This window comes from Propionicimonas sp. T2.31MG-18, assembly GCF_964266745.1.
Lineage (GTDB): Bacteria > Actinomycetota > Actinomycetes > Propionibacteriales > Propionibacteriaceae > Propionicimonas.
Genome location: NZ_CAXWGX010000023.1, coordinates 481789 through 498018 on the forward strand (window position 1 = coordinate 481789; position 16230 = coordinate 498018).

15 protein-coding genes are annotated in these 16230 nt (G+C 73.3%); 9 read left to right on the forward strand and 6 right to left on the reverse strand.

All coding sequences use genetic code 11. From position 1 onward, the window contains the following. Positions 1-38 precede the first annotated feature (38 nt). From dnaG to ACFQQJ_RS10275, 5 genes are all read left to right on the forward strand, one after another. Positions 39-1898: a DNA primase gene (gene dnaG, locus ACFQQJ_RS10255; RefSeq protein WP_377106192.1), complete on the forward strand. Its 1860-nt coding sequence runs from the start codon at positions 39-41 to the stop codon at positions 1896-1898. Between the two features lie 112 nt (positions 1899-2010). Continuing rightward, the gene (locus ACFQQJ_RS10260; protein WP_377106194.1) at positions 2011-2865 is read left to right on the forward strand and encodes a sigma-70 family RNA polymerase sigma factor; all 855 of its coding nucleotides are present in this window, start codon (positions 2011-2013) and stop codon (positions 2863-2865) included. A 91-nt stretch (positions 2866-2956) separates the two neighbouring features. After that, complete coding sequence (locus tag ACFQQJ_RS10265) at positions 2957-4372, forward strand: ferric reductase-like transmembrane domain-containing protein (RefSeq protein WP_377106195.1); 1416 nt, start codon at positions 2957-2959, stop codon at positions 4370-4372. 24 nt (positions 4373-4396) lie between these two features. Then, on the forward strand, positions 4397-4891 hold the full coding sequence (locus ACFQQJ_RS10270) for an FMN-binding protein (RefSeq protein ID WP_377106197.1): 495 nt from the start codon (positions 4397-4399) through the stop codon (positions 4889-4891). After that, positions 4891-5712, forward strand: coding sequence for an FAD:protein FMN transferase (locus ACFQQJ_RS10275; RefSeq protein WP_377106199.1), 822 nt, complete (start codon positions 4891-4893; stop codon positions 5710-5712). The genes ACFQQJ_RS10270 and ACFQQJ_RS10275 overlap by 1 nt, the downstream gene beginning before the upstream one ends. 7 nt (positions 5713-5719) lie before the next feature. Here ACFQQJ_RS10275 and ACFQQJ_RS10280 read toward each other — a convergent pair whose 3' ends face one another. From ACFQQJ_RS10280 to ACFQQJ_RS10305, 6 genes are all read right to left on the reverse strand, one after another. Next, a complete protein-coding gene (locus ACFQQJ_RS10280; RefSeq protein ID WP_377106201.1) occupies positions 5720-7282 on the reverse strand; it encodes a hypothetical protein in 1563 nt (520 codons plus the stop codon). Beyond that, a complete protein-coding gene (locus ACFQQJ_RS10285) occupies positions 7258-8025 on the reverse strand; it encodes an ABC transporter ATP-binding protein (protein WP_377106202.1) in 768 nt (255 codons plus the stop codon). Before ACFQQJ_RS10285 ends, ACFQQJ_RS10280 begins: the two co-directional genes overlap by 25 nt. A gap of 107 nt (positions 8026-8132) precedes the next feature. Beyond that, positions 8133-8954, reverse strand: coding sequence for a sulfite exporter TauE/SafE family protein (locus tag ACFQQJ_RS10290; RefSeq protein WP_377106203.1), 822 nt, complete (start codon positions 8952-8954; stop codon positions 8133-8135). A 59-nt stretch (positions 8955-9013) separates the two neighbouring features. Beyond that, a complete protein-coding gene (locus ACFQQJ_RS10295) occupies positions 9014-9655 on the reverse strand; it encodes a helix-turn-helix transcriptional regulator (protein WP_377106205.1) in 642 nt (213 codons plus the stop codon). A gap of 60 nt (positions 9656-9715) precedes the next feature. Then, positions 9716-10060: a DUF202 domain-containing protein gene (locus ACFQQJ_RS10300; protein WP_377106207.1), complete on the reverse strand. Its 345-nt coding sequence runs from the start codon at positions 10058-10060 to the stop codon at positions 9716-9718. Then, on the reverse strand, positions 10057-10419 hold the full coding sequence (locus ACFQQJ_RS10305) for a YidH family protein (protein WP_377106208.1): 363 nt from the start codon (positions 10417-10419) through the stop codon (positions 10057-10059). The genes ACFQQJ_RS10300 and ACFQQJ_RS10305 overlap by 4 nt, the downstream gene beginning before the upstream one ends. Before the next feature lie 166 nt (positions 10420-10585). Here ACFQQJ_RS10305 and ACFQQJ_RS10310 point away from each other — a divergent pair, with 166 nt between their 5' ends. From ACFQQJ_RS10310 to ACFQQJ_RS10325, 4 genes are all read left to right on the forward strand, one after another. After that, positions 10586-11557, forward strand: coding sequence for a nucleoside hydrolase (locus tag ACFQQJ_RS10310; protein ID WP_377106210.1), 972 nt, complete (start codon positions 10586-10588; stop codon positions 11555-11557). 264 nt (positions 11558-11821) lie between these two features. After that, positions 11822-13846: a response regulator transcription factor gene (locus ACFQQJ_RS10315; RefSeq protein WP_377106212.1), complete on the forward strand. Its 2025-nt coding sequence runs from the start codon at positions 11822-11824 to the stop codon at positions 13844-13846. 286 nt (positions 13847-14132) lie between these two features. Then, positions 14133-14669 carry a hypothetical protein gene (locus ACFQQJ_RS10320; protein ID WP_377106213.1) on the forward strand — a complete coding sequence of 179 codons (537 nt, stop codon included), beginning with the start codon at positions 14133-14135 and terminating at the stop codon, positions 14667-14669. 72 nt (positions 14670-14741) lie between these two features. Then, complete coding sequence (locus tag ACFQQJ_RS10325; protein WP_377106215.1) at positions 14742-16229, forward strand: glutamate-cysteine ligase family protein; 1488 nt, start codon at positions 14742-14744, stop codon at positions 16227-16229. Position 16230: the final 1 nt, after the last annotated feature.

Here is a 16230-nt window from a genome sequence, read left to right on the forward strand (position 1 = left end):
GTCCGCGCGGGCCTCGCCCCGGGGCCTAGACTGCGCGCGTGGCCGGACTGATCAACGAGGAGGACCTGGCGACCGTCCGGGAACGCTCCCGGATCGAGGACGTCATCGGGTCCTATGTAACGCTGCGCCGCTCCGGTGGTGGCTCGCTCACCGGCCTGTGCCCGTTCCACGACGAACGCACCCCGTCCTTCCACGTGACGCCCGCGCGCGGCTTCTTCCACTGCTTCGGCTGCGGCGAGGGCGGCGACGTCATCAGCTTCGTGCAGAAGATCAACCACGTCAGCTTCGCCGAGGCCGTGGAGTTCCTCGCCGACCGCGTCGGCCTCCAGTTGCGGTACTCCGACGGTGGCGGCCAGCGGGTCGAACCGGGGCTGCGGCTGCGCATCCTCGAGGCCAACCAGCTGGCCGCGGAGTTCTTCTCCGGTCACCTGCTGGCCCCGTCCGGCCTGCCGGGCCGCCAGTTCCTGGACGGCCGGGGCTTCGACAAGGACGCCGCGGAGCACTTCGGGATCGGCTTCGCCCCGACCGGGGGACGTGAGCTGGGCCAGCACCTGCGCTCGCGCGGCTTCAGCGACGACGAACTGGTCAAGGCCGGGCTCGTGCGCGAGAACGGCTGGGACTTCTTCCAGGGCCGCGTGCTGTGGCCGATCCGCGACGCGGGCCGCTCGGTCCTCGGTTTCGGCGCCCGGAAGATCTTCGACGACGACCGCATGCCGGCCAAGTACCTGAACACCCCGGAGACCATCGTCTACAAGAAGTCGACCGTGCTCTACGGCCTCGACCTGGCCCGGGGCAACATCGCCAAGAAGAACCAGGCGGTCGTGGTGGAGGGCTACACCGACGTGATGGCCTGTCACCTCGCCGGCGTCGACACTGCCGTGGCGTCCTGCGGGACGGCCTTCGGCGACGACCACGCGCGCATGCTCCAGCGACTCCTCGGGACCGGCGACGTGTCCGGGGGAGAGGTGATCTTCACCTTCGACGGCGACGCGGCCGGGCAGGCGGCGGCGCTGAAGGTCTTCAAGGGTGACCAGAACTTCCTCGCCCAGACCTACGTCGCCGTGGAGCCCGGCGGGCTCGACCCCTGTGACCTGCGCATCCAGCAGGGCGAGGCCGCCCTGCGGGAGCTCGTCGGACGCCGGGTGCCGCTGTACCAGTTCGTGATGCGCAACGTCCTGGCCGGCTACGACCTCGACCGGGTGGACGGGCGGCTCGCCGCCCTGCGCGCCGCGGCGCCGCTGGTCAGCAGCATCCGCGACGAGAGCCTGGTGCTGGGCTACGTCCGCGAGCTGGCGAAGTGGCTGGGCATGGACCCGGAGGAGGTCCGCCGCGAGGTGAAGGTGACCGTGCAGCGCCGGTCGCGGACCGCGGAGCGCCGGCCTGAGCAGGAGGAGGCCCTCCCGATCCCCGAGCCCCGCCCGGGGCTGCCGGTGCCCGACCCGCGCGACCGCCGGCTGGAGGCGGAGCGCGGCACGCTGAGGCTGATCGTCCGCGCGCCGGAGACGTTCACCGCCGACTGGAACGGTCTGGTCGCGGACGACTTCACCCATCCCGCCTACCGGGCCCTGTTCGAGTCGGTGCTGTCCGCGGCGGACGGCGCAGGGCAGTGGACGCAGCGGATCCTGCACGCCCGCCCCGACCCGGTACTGGAGCAGCTCGTGGTCTCGCTGGCGGTGGAGCCGGTGTTGCGCGATCCCACCGAGGCCTACGCGCGCGAGTACGCCGCGCAGCTGCGGGTGCAGGGGCTGTCCCGGAAGATCGCCGGGCTGAAGTCGAAGCTCCAGCGGACGAATCCCCTGGACGACCAGCAGGCCTACAACCGGATGTTCGCCACGCTCGTGAACCTCGAGAAGGAGCGCAAGGAGCTGCTCGCGCTGGCCACCGGTCCCGCCCTCTGAGCGGCGGAGGCGGGTGTGAGCCCGTCCCCAGGATCGGGTGTTGCCACGGTGTTGCTGCACATTCGGGGACGCGGGGGTTCTGCGCGGCGTCCCGCGGCCGGAGGGTGGGGCCATGGAGACCCGATTCCGCACCCCGCTCATGTCGGCGCAGGAGGAGTACGCCGGCGCGCGCACCATCGAGGCGGGCGTCCTCGCCGAGCACCTGCTCGCCACCGGGGAACGGCCCGTCTCCGCCACCACCGCCGAACTCCGGGCGATCGCAGAGGCCGGCGTCCGGGCGCGCCGGCACTTCCTGCTCGCCAACCTGCGGCTGGTGCGGCGGCTGGCCGGGGTCGAGGCGCGCCGGTGCGGGCTCCCCGTCGACGACCTCTTCCAGGAGGGCTGCGTGGCGCTGGCCGTGGCGCTGCAGCGCTACGACGTCGAACGCGGCCGATTCTCGACCTTCGCCACGATGCGCATCCGCCAGCACCTGGCAGAGGTGTGCTCGCTGCGCTTCGGCGCGGTGACCCTGCCGCCCGGTCTCGCTGCGCAGCTGCGGAGGGTGCGCGGCCTGCAGGCCGAACTCGGGCAGGAGCGCGGCGTCGTCCCCGGGGCAGCGGAACTGGCCGGCCTGATCGGCCAGGACGTCTCCGCGACCCGGCGGCTGGTGGACTACCGGCCGCCGTTGGCCATCGACCAGCTGGCCGAGGGCCCGGGCCTGGCCGAGCCGTCGCCGGAGGACCCGGACGCCGGCATCTTCGCCGCGCAGGTGCGCCGGCTGCTCGCCCGCCTCGAGCCGGACCAGGCACGGGTGATCGGACTGCGTCACGGGCTCGGTGGCGGCGAGCCGCTGGAGTGCGGCGACGTGGCGCGCCGCCTCGGGCTGAGCACGAGCACCGTCCGGCGCCTGGAGAAGCGGGCCCTGGACGCGTTGCGGCCGCTGGCCGCCGCCCTGGACCCCCGGCGCGACCAGCCGATGGCGGGCTAGCTGTCCACAGCCGGCACACAGGGCCGCCGCACGAAACCGAAAGCGGCCGGGGCCATCCTCGAGGCGAAGAGAAGAGGAAGGCACCGCGACCATGGCAGTCCTGACCGAGGCGCCGGCACCCGTACGGGCGCCCGCCACAGCCCCCCGACGACGAGTCACCACCCCGCGGTGGTGGCGGGACGCCGTGGGCGCCGCCACCTGGGCGAGCATGCTCGTGGTCGTCGCCCTCTGGGTCGCCGGCGGCGGGCTCCAGGCGATGGGCACGGCCGGCGGCGCGCTGACCAGCCTCGGCAGGATCACCGGCCTCGTCGCCGCGGACCTCCTGCTGGTACAGGTGCTGCTGATGGCGCGGATCCCTGTGGTCGAGCGGTCGTACGGGCAGGATGAACTCGCCCGCCGTCACCGGCTGGTGGGCTTCTGGTCGTTCTCGCTGATGCTCGCCCACCTCGTGCTCATCGCGGCCGGCTATGCCGTGACCGCCGGCATCAACCCGTTCGTGCAGTTCTGGGAGATGGTCGTCGACTACCCCGGAATGCTGCTTGCGACCGCCGGCACCGCCCTGATCGTGATGGTGGCCCTGACCAGCCTGCGGCGGGCACGGAGGAAGCTGCGCTACGAGTCGTGGCACCTGCTGCACCTGTACGCCTACCTCGGCGTCGGCCTGGCGATCCCGCACATGCTGTGGACCGGCCAGGAGTTCCTCGCCAGCCCGGTGGCCACGGCCTACTGGTGGACGCTGTGGATCGCGGCGGCCGGCTCGATCCTCGTCTGGCGGATCGGCGTGCCGCTGGTTCGCAGCCTGGTGCACGACGTGCGGGTCGAGCGCGTGGTCCGGGAGGGCCCGGACGTGGTCTCTGTGATCATGTCCGGACGGGGCCTCGACCGCCTCCCGATGGCCGCGGGCCAGTTCATGAACTGGCGCTTCCTCTCCGGCCCGGGCTGGACCCGCGCGCACCCCTACTCCCTCTCGGCCGCGCCCACGGACACCACGCTCCGGGTCACCGTGAAGGATCTCGGCGACGGCAGCCATGCCCTCGCGTCCGTCCGCCCCGGGGCCCGTGTGCTCTTCGAGGGCCCCTACGGGCGCCTGCACGCCGGGGTCCGGACGCGGCGCGGCGTGACGCTGGTGGCCAGCGGCATCGGCATCAGCCCGCTGCGGGCTCTGCTGGAGGACCTGGAGCAGCAGCCGGGGGAGGTCACCCTCCTCTACCGTGCCCGCTCCGAGGCCGACCTCGTGCTGCGGGGCGAGATCGAGCGGCTGGCCGCCCGCACCGGTGCCCGGGTGTACTACCTCGTGGGACGGCGGATCGCCGGACGCCACAGCTGGTTGCCGGAGGCCGCGGCCCACCTGAGCGACGAGCAGGCACTGCTGGCGCTCGTCCCCGACATCGCCGCCCACGACCTGTTCGTCTGTGGGGCCACCGGGTGGATGGATGCCGTCGAGAAGGCGGCTCTCGCCGCCGGCGTCCCGGCGGCCAACATCCACACCGAACGCTTCAGCTGGTAACCCGGCACAACCTGGAGGAGAGACATGCGAAGAATCGTCACGGCCGTCATGGGCACGATCAGCGGGCTGGTCCTGCTGTTCAGCTACCACACGAGCACCGCCACGCAGGTCGCGACCCCGACCACCGGTGACGGCGCGTCCGGGGACGGCAGCACCGCGGGTGCGACGCCGAGCAGCCCGGCCAGCACCGCGCCCAGCTCGTCGGGCACCGCCGGCACAGGCTCCACGTCCGGTTCCTCGGCGTCCGGCACCTACACCGGCGACGCGGTGCAGACCCGGTGGGGCACGGTGCAGGTGCAGATCACGGTGGAGAACGGCACGATCACCTCCGCCGACGCCATCCAGTACCCGAACGAGAACGGCAAGGACCAGCAGATCAACGCCTACGCCGTGCCCCGGCTGAACGCCGAGGTGGTCGCGGCCCAGAGCGCGGAGATCGACGCGGTCTCCGGCGCCACTGTCACCAGCGACGGCTACATCACCTCGCTCCAGTCCGCGATCGACGCGGCGCACCTGTGATGACCGGGGTGCTCCGTCCCGCTCCGGGACCGCAGGACCTGCCTCGCCGGGCGTTCGTCGCGCAGGTCATGGGCCTTCCGATGAGCGTGCACGTGCGGGGGCCGCGCGCGGCGTCTGCGGAGGTGGCCGCGGCCGTCGCGACGGCGTTCGACGACCTCCGCGAGGACGAGGCCATGTTCAGCCTCTGGCGACCGGACAGCCCCGCCAGTCGCATCCGCGACGGTCGCGACCGGCTGGCGGACGCGCACCCCCGCGTCCGCCACGTGGCGGCGCTGTGCGAGCTCGCCGGGCAGCGCACCGGCGGCGCCTTCTCCGCCTGGATCCCCGGTCCCGACGGACGCCCCCGGTTCGACCCGACCGGCCTGGTCAAGGGATGGGCCGTGGAGGAGGCGTTCACGGGCCTCCAGGAGCGACTGCGCCCGCTCGGCGCACACGACGCGCTCGTCTGTGCGGGCGGGGACATCGCCGTCGCGTGCCGCCGCACCGACACCCCCGACTGGGTGGTCGCGATCGAGGACCCGCGCGACCGCACCCGCGTGCTGCGGACGCTCGCGCTGCGCTCGGGTGCGGTGGCCACCTCGGGGACGGCCGCCCGTGGCGCCCACATCCTCGACCCCGAGACGGGCGCGCCGGTGAGCGGGCTGGCCTCGGCCACGGTTATCGGCCCGGGCCTCACCTGGGCGGACGTCTACGCGACCGCGGCCTTCGTCCGTGGGCGCGCGGCGATCGGATGGCTGGCCACGCTGGCCGACCACGCGGCGCTCCTCGTGGCCGCGGACGGCACGACGACCACCGTGGAGGGGCTGCGCAAGGCCGGCTGAAGCCGGCTCAGGCCGTCCGCGGGTCCAGCTTGAGCATCACCTGGTACGGGTCGCCCTCCAGCCGCCGGCCCGACCAGTGCAGGATCGCCCGGGCGACGACGACAGCCACCAGGGAGAGGAAGACCCCGGTGAGCAGGCTGCCGGTGAACCGCGAGAGCACCCACCACAGGCCGCCGCCGATCCCGGCGACGGAGAAGAAGCCCATGAACCACGCGAAGACCTTCAGGAACGACCCGCGCCGCAGGCCGACCCGCGACTGGTCGCTCGGGTTGAGCACGCTGGATGCCGAGCCGACTCCGAGGCCGAGGGCGACCACGCTGAAGCCGGCGAGGATCGCGGGGAGGATCGCCTCAGGCGCCCCGCGGATGGCCGACTCCGTGAGCGCGAAGGTGGCGACCAGGGGCAGGAGGTAGAGCAGCGGGGCGAGCGCCTTGCCGGTGAGCACCCGGCGCAGCGGCGCCCCGCCCAGGACCAGGTAGGTGAAGCCGGGGCCGTCGTAGCCGAACAGGTTGAAGCTGCCGGCCACCACGGACATGGCGGCGAAGGCGGCGGTCTGGGCGGCGAGGCCGTACCCGGCGAAGCTCGAATGCGCCACCACCACGCCCATCACGGGCGGGATCACCAGGGTCTGGATGGCGCGGGGCGAGCGCAGGAAGAAGTACCGGAGCTGCTGGGACGCCGCCGCGACCCCCGGCCCCGCGGGAAGCCCCCGCAGCACGGCCGGGCGCAGCGGCAGGGGTGAGGTGGCGCGCCGGCTCCTCGCCCGCTGCTGGCCCAGCGTCGTCCCGTTCACGCGGCGGCCGAGTACCCAGGCCCAGGCCAGCAACGCCAGCACCGCGGTGAGCGCGACGATGCCCAGGCGCAGAGTGAACTCCAGCCATTCGCCGTCCCGTGCGGCGAGGACCGCGCGGCCGGCCGCGCCCGGCGGCGTCCAGCTCAGCACGGTGCCCAGCGGTCCGGTCGCCGACTGGCCGCCGAGTGCGGCTGTCGTCGCCCGCGCCTGCTGGGCGAACAGGTAGACGCCCAGCACGAGCAGGCTCGCCGCGAAGGCGGCCAGGTCGGTGCCCCGGCGTGAGCGCAGCGCCCCGGCGAGAAGGGCCTGCGCCGAGCGTGACACCGCGACGCACATGACGGTGTAGCACAGCGCCACGACCAGGGAGGCCGCACGGACCGCGGGCGGTTCCTCGAGCGCGACCACGCCCCCCGAGGCGAACAGGAACGTGAACGTGGCCGTGGGTGCCACCAGTGCCCCCGCCAGGAGGCCGGTGACCTGCTGCCACCCGGTGAGCGGGAACTGCTCGAGCCGCTGCGGGTCGACGACGCCGTCGGCGAGCGTCGGCTCGACGATCGGGCCGATCACCCAAGGCAGGAAGACCCCGCAGAAGGCGACCACCAGCAGGAGGTCGCCGGTGCCGCCTCCCGAGACCAGGACGGCGGTGACCATGCCGGCCAGCAGCCCGCCCACGCCCCCCAGCACCCAGGAGGTCGCGAAGTAGAGCTGGGCACCGTTTCCGTGGCCGCGCGCGCGGCGGGCGATCGCGAGCCTCAGCCGGAGAAGGACGAGAGCCACGACAGCTCACCCTCCTCGAGGTCGCGCCCGCCGACGAGCTCGACGAACGCGTCCTGCAGGTTCCGGCCGCCGGCGACGTCGGCCACCGTCCCCTCGGCGAGGACGCGGCCGGATCCGATGACCGCGAGCCGGTCGCACAGGCGCTGGACGACATCCATCACGTGGCTGGCGAACAGCACGGTGCCGCCGCCGCGGCGGTACAGCTGGAGGACGTCCTCCATCACCTGGGTGTTCACGGGGTCGAGCGCGCCGAAGGGCTCGTCGAGCACCAGCACCCGCGGGCCGTGCAGCAGCGCGACCGCCAGCCCGATGCGCTTGATCATGCCCAGGGAGTAGTCGGCGATGAGCTTCTCGCCCTCGTCCGCCAGGTCGAGCACGTGCAGGAGCTCGGTCGACCGCTCGGCCACCACCGCCGGGTCCATCCGCCGCAGCAGCCCCGCGTACTCGAGCATCTCGGGGGCGGTCAGGCGGTCGAACAGCACGGGGTTGTCGGGCACGAAGCCGACCTGCGCCTTGGCGGCCCGCGGGTCCGGCCACACCGGGACGCCGCCGAGGACCGCGTTGCCGGCGTCCGGCCGCAGCAGTCCGGTCAGCATCCGCAGCGTGGTGGACTTGCCCGCTCCGTTCGGCCCGGCGATGCCGTAGAACGTCCCGCGCGGGATGGCGAGGTCGACGCCGTCCACGGCGCGCAGGTCGCCGAAGACCTTGACCAGGCCGTGTGCCTCCAGTGCGAACGGCACCATCCACCCCCACTCATCCGCTCCCGGCCCCGCTCCTTGGCCGTTCCGCGGCGGGTGAAGCCTACCGAGCCGCCCCGGGCGGCTGAGAAGTCCCGTTACGGGGGACCGGGTCAGCGCCCGGCGAGGAAGGGGAGCAGGTCGCGGGTGACGACGTCGTAGCCCAGGCGGGCGATCAGTGCGGCGACCACCACCAGGAAGGCCGCCCGGACGAACCCGGTCCCCCGGGCGATGGCAGTCCGCGATCCCAGGTAGCCGCCGGCCATGTTCGCCACGCCCAGCACGAGGCCGGGCCCCCACAGCACGGCGCCGTGGGAGACGAAGAGCGCGAGCGCGCCGAGGTTGGTGGCGACGTTCACGATCTTCGCCTTCGCCGAGGCTTCGAGGAAGTTGTAACCGAGCACGCCGACCAGGGCGATCACGAGGAAGCTGCCGGTGCCGGGACCGAGCAGCCCGTCGTAGGCGCCGATCACCGCGCCGATGCCGACCGCGCTGCCGTAATGCCGCCGGCCGGTGAACCGCAGCCGCGTGCGGGCGCCCATCGCGGGACGGGCCACCGTGAACACCGCCACGACCACGAGGGCCACCAGGATGATCGGGGTGAAGACCGCGGCGGGCAGCAGGGTCGCCAGCGCCGCGCCGCCCGCGCTCCCGGCCAGGGCGGAACCTGCCATCGGCAACGCCGTGCGCAGGTCCGGCCGGACGCGCCGGTAGTAGGTGACCGCGCTGGTGGTCGTCCCGCAGATCGAGGCGAGCTTGTTGGTGGCCAGGGCCTGGACAGGCGCGATGCCGGGCACCAGCAGCAGTGCCGGCAGCTGGAGCAGCCCGCCCCCGCCCACGACGGCGTCCACCCAGCCGGCGGCGAGCGCGACCAGCGCGAGCACCAGCATGGTCTCCCAGCCGAAGCCGGCGGGGAAGAGGGCGGACAGGTCCACGGCGGGCCTCTCGGGTTGCGGGCCGACCCGGGCGAGTCTACGGCGGGCGCGGCCCGCCCTCAGGCCGGGGCGGCGGGGGCCGGGCGCACCAGGCACCGCCCCGGCGCGGCGAACGGCACGAGTTCCAGAGGGTCGGCCGAGAGCGCGTCGATGAGCCCCTGGTGCATGGCGCAGACCACCTCGGGGTGCCGGAGCGCCGACGCGAGCAGCGGGCAGGTACGCAGGGCGATGCCGTCGGCGGAGACCTCGGGGGTGAACCCCTGCGCGCCGAGCGTGCCGACGAGGGTGCGGTCGCTCGCCGGGGCGATCCTGCGTCCCCACGACCGCCCGAGGGCGAGGGCGGAGGCGACGGGGTCCTGGGCGGTGGCGAGGTGCTCCGCGACCGCCTCCACCAGGGCGCTGTGGTCGTCACGGTCGGGCTCCTCGAGCACCACCTGGCGTCCGGAGAGCGTGGGCACGAACGCCAGTGCGGGACGGCCGCGTCCCCCGCCGGTGACCGTCATCTCCGTGGCGAATCCCTGCGCCACGAGGTGGGCGAGCTGGGCCCGCACGGTGTTGGGGTGCCCTCCAAGCAGCCCGGTGATCGCCCCGATGGTCACGGGGCCGTCCGCGGCGACCAGCCGTCGCAGCACCCTCAGCGCCGCGGGTCGGGGACGGTCGGTGCGCAGCGGGTTCGGCCCGTTCCGCGTAGCGCTGCCCATGGGGGGAATCTAGTCGAGATTTCTACAGGAGGCCATGTAGGAAAGTGTGTCCCGCAGCGTTCACGACGTCGCCAGCCAGACCAGCAGCACGGCCAGCGCGCCCACGGCCAGCCCCAGGCCGGCGGCCAGCAGGGGCATCCTCCCGTCCGGTGGCGCGACGAGGACGTCCTCGCGGTCCTGGTCGAGCGTGCGGTGGTAGCGGCGGCGCGCGCCGACGAGCAGGCCGATGGCTCCGGCGCCCACCGCGGACGCGGGCAGCAGGGCCCAGCCCCCCAGCGCGGGCCAGGCCAGCCGCGCGGAGGCGAGGGCAAGGACGAGGAAGGCCAGCGCCGTCCGTTGCCAGGCCAGGGCCGTTCGTTCGGGCTGCCTGCCGGGGTCGTCGCGCCAGCCGGGCGTCCCGCTCACGGCACCAGCAGGCCCAGCAGCACCAGCGCCCCGGCGACCGCGACGACCACCGACAGCAGGGCCACCAGTGGCGGGAACGGGAGCCGGCGACCCTCGCGGAGGGCCGTCTCGACGCGCACCCAGCCGAACCAGGCCTGGACCGGGCAGGCGATCCCGCCCAGGACGAGGACCACGGCGGCCGGCGCGCGGAACACGGGGTTGAGGCCGACGCCCAGCGAGGCCACGCCGACCCCGACCGAGACCAGGGCCAGCCCGGCGGAGATCCAGGCGAGGAACGTGCGCTCGTTGGCGAGCGAGAACCTGGCATCCGGGTCCGTCCCGCGCGCGTAGACGCCGCGGGGGAAGCGGTTGTGCGACATCGCCCTCCCTTCGTCCCCGACGCTAGCAAGGCGACGGTGGCCGCGGTGCGGCGTCCGTGCGCGGCGGGGGTGGCGGGACGGCGGCCGCACTGGGCAAGAAGTGCTCACGCCCGGCGGTCCGGGTGCCCGTTGTCGCCCACCTAGGGTGTGCCGGGAAGGGAGTGGCATGGCGAGGATTCCGGTGGTCATCGACACGGACACGGCGCAGGACGACTGCGTGACGATCCTGCTCGGCCTGATGGACGAGCGCGCGGACCTGCGCGCGATCACGATGGTGGCGGGCAACGTGTCGTTCGACCAGCAGGTCGCCAACGCGCACACGACCCTGAACGTGGCCGGCCGGCTGGGCAGCGTGCCCGTCCACGAGGGGTGCCGGCGCCCCCTGCGCAGGGAGTGGGAGTCGGCGGAGAACGTCCACGGCGACGGGTCGGGCGGCCTGTCGATGGATCTGGACGGGGTCCACCTCGACCCCGAGGACGGAGTGGATGCCCTCCTCCGGATCACCGCGGAGGACCCCGGAGAGGTGAGCATCGTGGCCATCGGCCCGCTCACCAACATCGCCTCGGCCGTCCTGCGCGACCCCGGGTTCGCAGCCCGCGTGCGCAGCCTGTACGTGATGGGTGGCTCCAACAACGGGCGCGGCAACATCACGGCGAGCGCCGAGTACAACTTCTACGTCGACCCCGAGGCTGCGCAGATCGTCATGGACGCCGGCTTCGACGACCTGGTGATCGTGCCCTGGGCGCCTCTGACGCTGCGCGACGCCACCTTCGACCGGGCCACCTACAACGGGTTGTGCTCGCTGGGAACGCCGCTGTCGGACTTCTTCCGCCGGATGTGCGACGCGACGATCGACTTCGACGAGTCGGTGGGCGTGGACGGGTCGACCCACCCGGACTCGCTGACGCTGGCGATCCTGCTGCACCCGGAGCTCGTGCTCGCGTCCGCGCCCTACCGGGTGGACGTCGAGACGTCGTCCAGCCTCACCCGCGGGCACTCGGTGATGGCGTGGAGCACCTTCGACCTCACCCCGAACGCGACGGTGGTGGAGGCGGTGGACAAGGCCGCTTTCCTCGGCCTCCTGCGCGGTCTGCTGGCCACCCCGACCCGGCCGGACCGTCCCGTCTCAGGGTTGTGAGCCTGCGGGCGCCCTCTCCTCGGTCACCCGGATGGGTGATAGGCGTTCCTCCTAGTGGGACGCCGATTAGGCGTTCGTTGTGGTGGTCGCGTAATCTCCGGTTCGTCCGGGTGTCGCGGGCCGCGAGGACGCGGTTCGGGACGGGGAGTGGTTGGCCCGACCCGGGCGCGGTGGTCGACCCCCCGACCTCCACCACCCGGTCGCCCACGGCGGGACCCATCCCCACCGCGGGCGGCGCCGCTTCCACCGCCATGGACGTGACTCGTGCCCCACCTCGATCTGCTGACCACCGACCCTCCCGGCGCGCACCGCGTGCCGGCCGACGACCGCCCGTCCTGGCAGGACCTGCTCACGGGCGGCCCCTGGCCCGCGTGGCTGGCCCGCATCGCCCTTGCCGACCAGGCCGGCCGGGAGGTGCTCACCCTGGCCGCCGAGAGCGCCAGGTCCTGCTGTGTCCCGGGGGGATGCACGGCCCTGCTCGCCCAGCTGGAGGCCGCCGGCGCCTTCGTCGAGGACGGCGCGTGCGCTGAGCCGAGCACCCTGCGCCCTGACGTCCGCGACGCGATGCTCGCCGACCTCCGGTCGACCGACCCGGACCTGGACGCCTGTCGCCGCGAGATGCTCGCCGCGGGGCTCGCCCGGCGCTTCCCGGCACTCGCCGTGCAACTGGCCGGCTGGGCGGCGGAGGAGCACGACTGGGTCGCCCTGGAGACCCTGTGGTGCACCTACTCGCCCGGCCTGCTGCTGGCCAACGCGGTCGTGCGGGCCGCCTACGCCGAAGCCCCGCCGGAGCAGCGGGCCGTCCATCCCGGGCTCAGCTACGGGGCCGCGCTGTCGTCTGCGTTCGATCCGGTGACCGGGCGGCTCGACCTCGACGTCATGCTGAGCGCGATGATCCGCGACGGCCGTGCGCTGCACTCCCACTGGGAGACCGCAGAGGGCGCCGACGCGAAGGTTGCCGCGGGCACGCTGTGGATGCTCGCCCAGGCGACGATCCCCGAGTCGGTCGGCGACGTCCGGCTCGACGGCGCCACCCGCACCTACTCCGCGCTGCTCCAGGTGATCCGGCAGCCGCCGCCGCACGGGGCGGCGGTGGGCGCGAAGTACCTCAGCTTCTTCCACTCGACGGCCTCGCTCGTCGCCTTCCTGCGTGCCGACTGGGCGCGTGCCCGGCGGGAGGCCGAGCTGGCCATGCTCCTCGCCGAGTCCTGCGGCTTCGCCGGGTTCCTGGCCGCCCTCGTGCTGGCGCTGTCGAGCAGCGCGTCCGGCAACACGCAGGCCTTCGCCACCAGCGAGCGCTACCTCTCCCGTCATGCCGAGCACCAGTGCCGGGTCGCGAACTGGATCGAGCCGGTGTTCCACCTCGCGTGGGCGGACGCCGCGCTGCGTCGCCTCGACCGTCGGCTCGCCGACCGCGCGTTGCGCCTCCATGACGCGGAGGGTGCGATCCGGTGGTTCAACCTCCGGCCGATGCACGCCCACCTCGCCGCCACCTACGGCCTCCTGTGGGAGGAGCCGTCCCGGGTGCTCGCACGGTTCGACGCGATCCTCGCCGACTCCGGGGAGGACGTCCAGCACGGCCCGTGGGGCCCTTTGCTGCTGCGTGCCCGGGCGGAGATCCTGATCGGGATCGGCGAGCTGAACCGCGCGGCCCAGGTGGTGGACGAGCTCCTGACGCGGGACGACCCGGCCCTCTCGACGGTGCCCGCGGCCCGGCTGCTCCTGTCCGCGGGCCGGTACGCGGAGGCGGTGGCCACGGCCGATGAGGGGATCTTCTCCCTCGAGCCGTCCCTGGGTGACCGCGCCCACCTGTACGCCATCAAGGCGGCCGCGCTGTCCCTCCTCGGGGCGCCGTCGGGCGACGTGGCCGCGGCGGCGACCGCGGCCTGCGAGGTGGGTGCCCAGGCAGACACCGTCGTGCCCTTCGCGCTGCTGCCCTCCGAGGTGCGGGGGCGGCTCGTCGAGAGCCACGCTGCGCACCACGGGGAGCCGGACTGCCCGGTGGAGGCGGCCCGACGCCGCGAGGCGCTGGTCGCGCTGCGGGACACGTGCGCCCCCCGGCCGACCCTCGTCCGGCTGACCCGTCGCGAGGAGGTGCTGCTGCCGCTGCTCGCGACGTCCGCGACCGTGCAGGAGATCGCCGACCAGCAGTACGTCTCGGTGAACACCGTGCGCAAGCAGGTGGTCGCGCTGCGCGAGAAGTTCGGGGCTGCCACGCGCGCAGAGCTGGTCCGCCGTGCCCACGATGCCGGTCTGCTGGAGACGGGCACCCGGCGCCACCTCGCCTGATCGGCCGACGGCGGGGCCCGTCCCCTACGAGGTGGTACGCCAGGAAGCCATGCGGTTGGTGCACGACATGGTCTCGTGGGGTGGCGCAGGACGGCGCGTCGGTGTCCTAGCGTGGAGATCACCTAGTCAGCGAGGACAAACCGGGCGCCACTCGTCCGGGTGACGCCCGCGAGGGCGTCGCTCGAAGGGGGTCTTACCCCCGCCGTGGCGCACGCGCTGTACTCGTGGGTGGAGGTATCACGACCCGACGTCTGGCCTCCGACGTGCAGGACCGGAGGAGCCGACGATGTTGAGAACCGATACCTGGGAGAGAGTCCCTCCCGGCGAGCCCACGAGACGGGTCGCCACGCTGCCGATGCGCCTGGTCCGGCACCCCGGACAGACCCCGGCATCGCTGTCGGCGTTGCTCAGGGAGCACTGCGTCGACTTCCGCAGCCTCTACCGCACCCGCGCCTGGACCCTCGACCCCGGCGATGCCACCCACGCGCCGGCCGGCGACGCGTACGCGGTCCTCGGCTGGACGAACTCGACGATCCTTCGCGCCACGCTGTCGCGGCGTCTCGACGCCCTGAACCCGGTGGCGGCCTTCCGGCTCCTCGAGCAGCCCGAGATCGAGCGCATCGAGCGGGTCAGCGCGGAGTACGTCGTGCTCCGCAGCCGCTACGGCTACGGGAACGAGTGGCCCCCGGAGCTGGCCGGCGCCATCTCCGGGCTCGACGTCGACCTGTGGATCGGACCCGGTCCGACCGAGCTGGACGGGGCGGTGGCCCTCGAGCTGGGCACCTACCTGCAGCGCTTCGCGGCCACGGAGTTCGCCGACTGACACGGCCCGCCGGTCGTCGACCGGACACGCCGGCCCTATCCCTGCGCGGAAGCGGGCGGGCATACTCACCGCATGGGACGCGACGTCGAGTCGGCGACATTCACCCGTGAGCAGCGCCAGCGCTACCGGGACAAGGTGAAGACCTGCCTCGACGTGTTCGAGCAGATGCTGGCCTCCCGCTCGTTCGACTTCGACGAGCCGATGACCGGCATGGAGATCGAGCTCAACCTGGTCGACAGCGACTACCGGCCGAGGATGGACAACGCGGAGGTGCTCGCGGCGATCGCCGACCCGGAGTACCAGACCGAGCTCGCCCGCTTCAACATCGAGTTCAACGTCGCCCCGCACCGCCTCCACGGCAGCAGCGCGGTGCAGCTGGAGGCGGACCTGCGCACCTCGCTCAACGAGGCCGAGCGGCGGTGCTCCGAGCGGGGCGCCCACATCATGATGATCGGCATCCTGCCGACGGTGACGCCGGAGACCTTCGAGGGCGACTGGATGAGCGCCAACACGCGCTATCAGGCGCTCAACGACGCCGTGCTCGCCGCCCGCGGCGAGGACATCCACCTCGACATCACCGGTCCGTCCGGGGAGCGGCTGCTGCGGTACAGCGACTCCCTCGCCCCCGAGGCGGCGTGCACCTCGATGCAGTTGCACCTCCAGGTGCAGCCGTCGGAGTTCGCCGCGCACTGGAACGCGGCGCAGGTGCTGGCCGGGCCGCAGCTCGCCCTCGGTGCGAACAGTCCCTACTTCATGGGCAAGGAGCTGTGGGCCGAGACGCGCATCGAGCTGTTCACGCAGGCCGCGGACACCCGTCCGGTCGAGCTGAAGAACCAGGGTGTGCGTCCCCGCGTGTTCTTCGGGGAGCGGTGGATCACTTCGATCTTCGACCTGTTCGAGGAGAACACCCGCTACTTCCCGGCCATGCTCCCCGAACTCGACGACGAGGACCCGCAGGAGGCCTTCGACGCCGGCCGCACCCCGAGGCTGGCCGAGATGCGCCTGCACAACGGGACCATCTACCGCTGGAACCGGCCCATCTACGACATCGTGGACGGACGTCCCCACCTCCGCGTGGAGAACCGCGTGCTGCCCGCGGGCCCGACGATCGTCGACACGCTGGCCAACGCGGCGTTCTACTACGGCACGCTGCACGCGATGGTCGCAGACGACCGTCCCCTGTGGACGCGGATGTCGTTCAACACCGCCACCGAGAACTTCGCGATCGGGGCCCGCAACGGCATCGACGCCGCGCTGTTCTGGCCGGGACGCGGCGAGATCCCGGCCAGCGAGCTCGTACTGCGAGAGCTGCTGCCGATGGCGCACGAGGGCCTGGCCGCCTGGGGGGTGGATGCCGCCGTCCGCGACCGGCTGCTCGGGGTGATCGAGGGACGCTGCCTGACCGGCCAGAACGGTGCCGACTGGCAGGTGGCCGCCGTGCGGAGGCTCCAGGCGAAGGGGCTGTCCCGGGCGGAGGCGCTGCGCGGGATGATCGCCGCCTACGCCGCCCACATGCACGCCAACGAGCCGGTGCACACCTGGGAGCTCCCCGCAGGCTGAG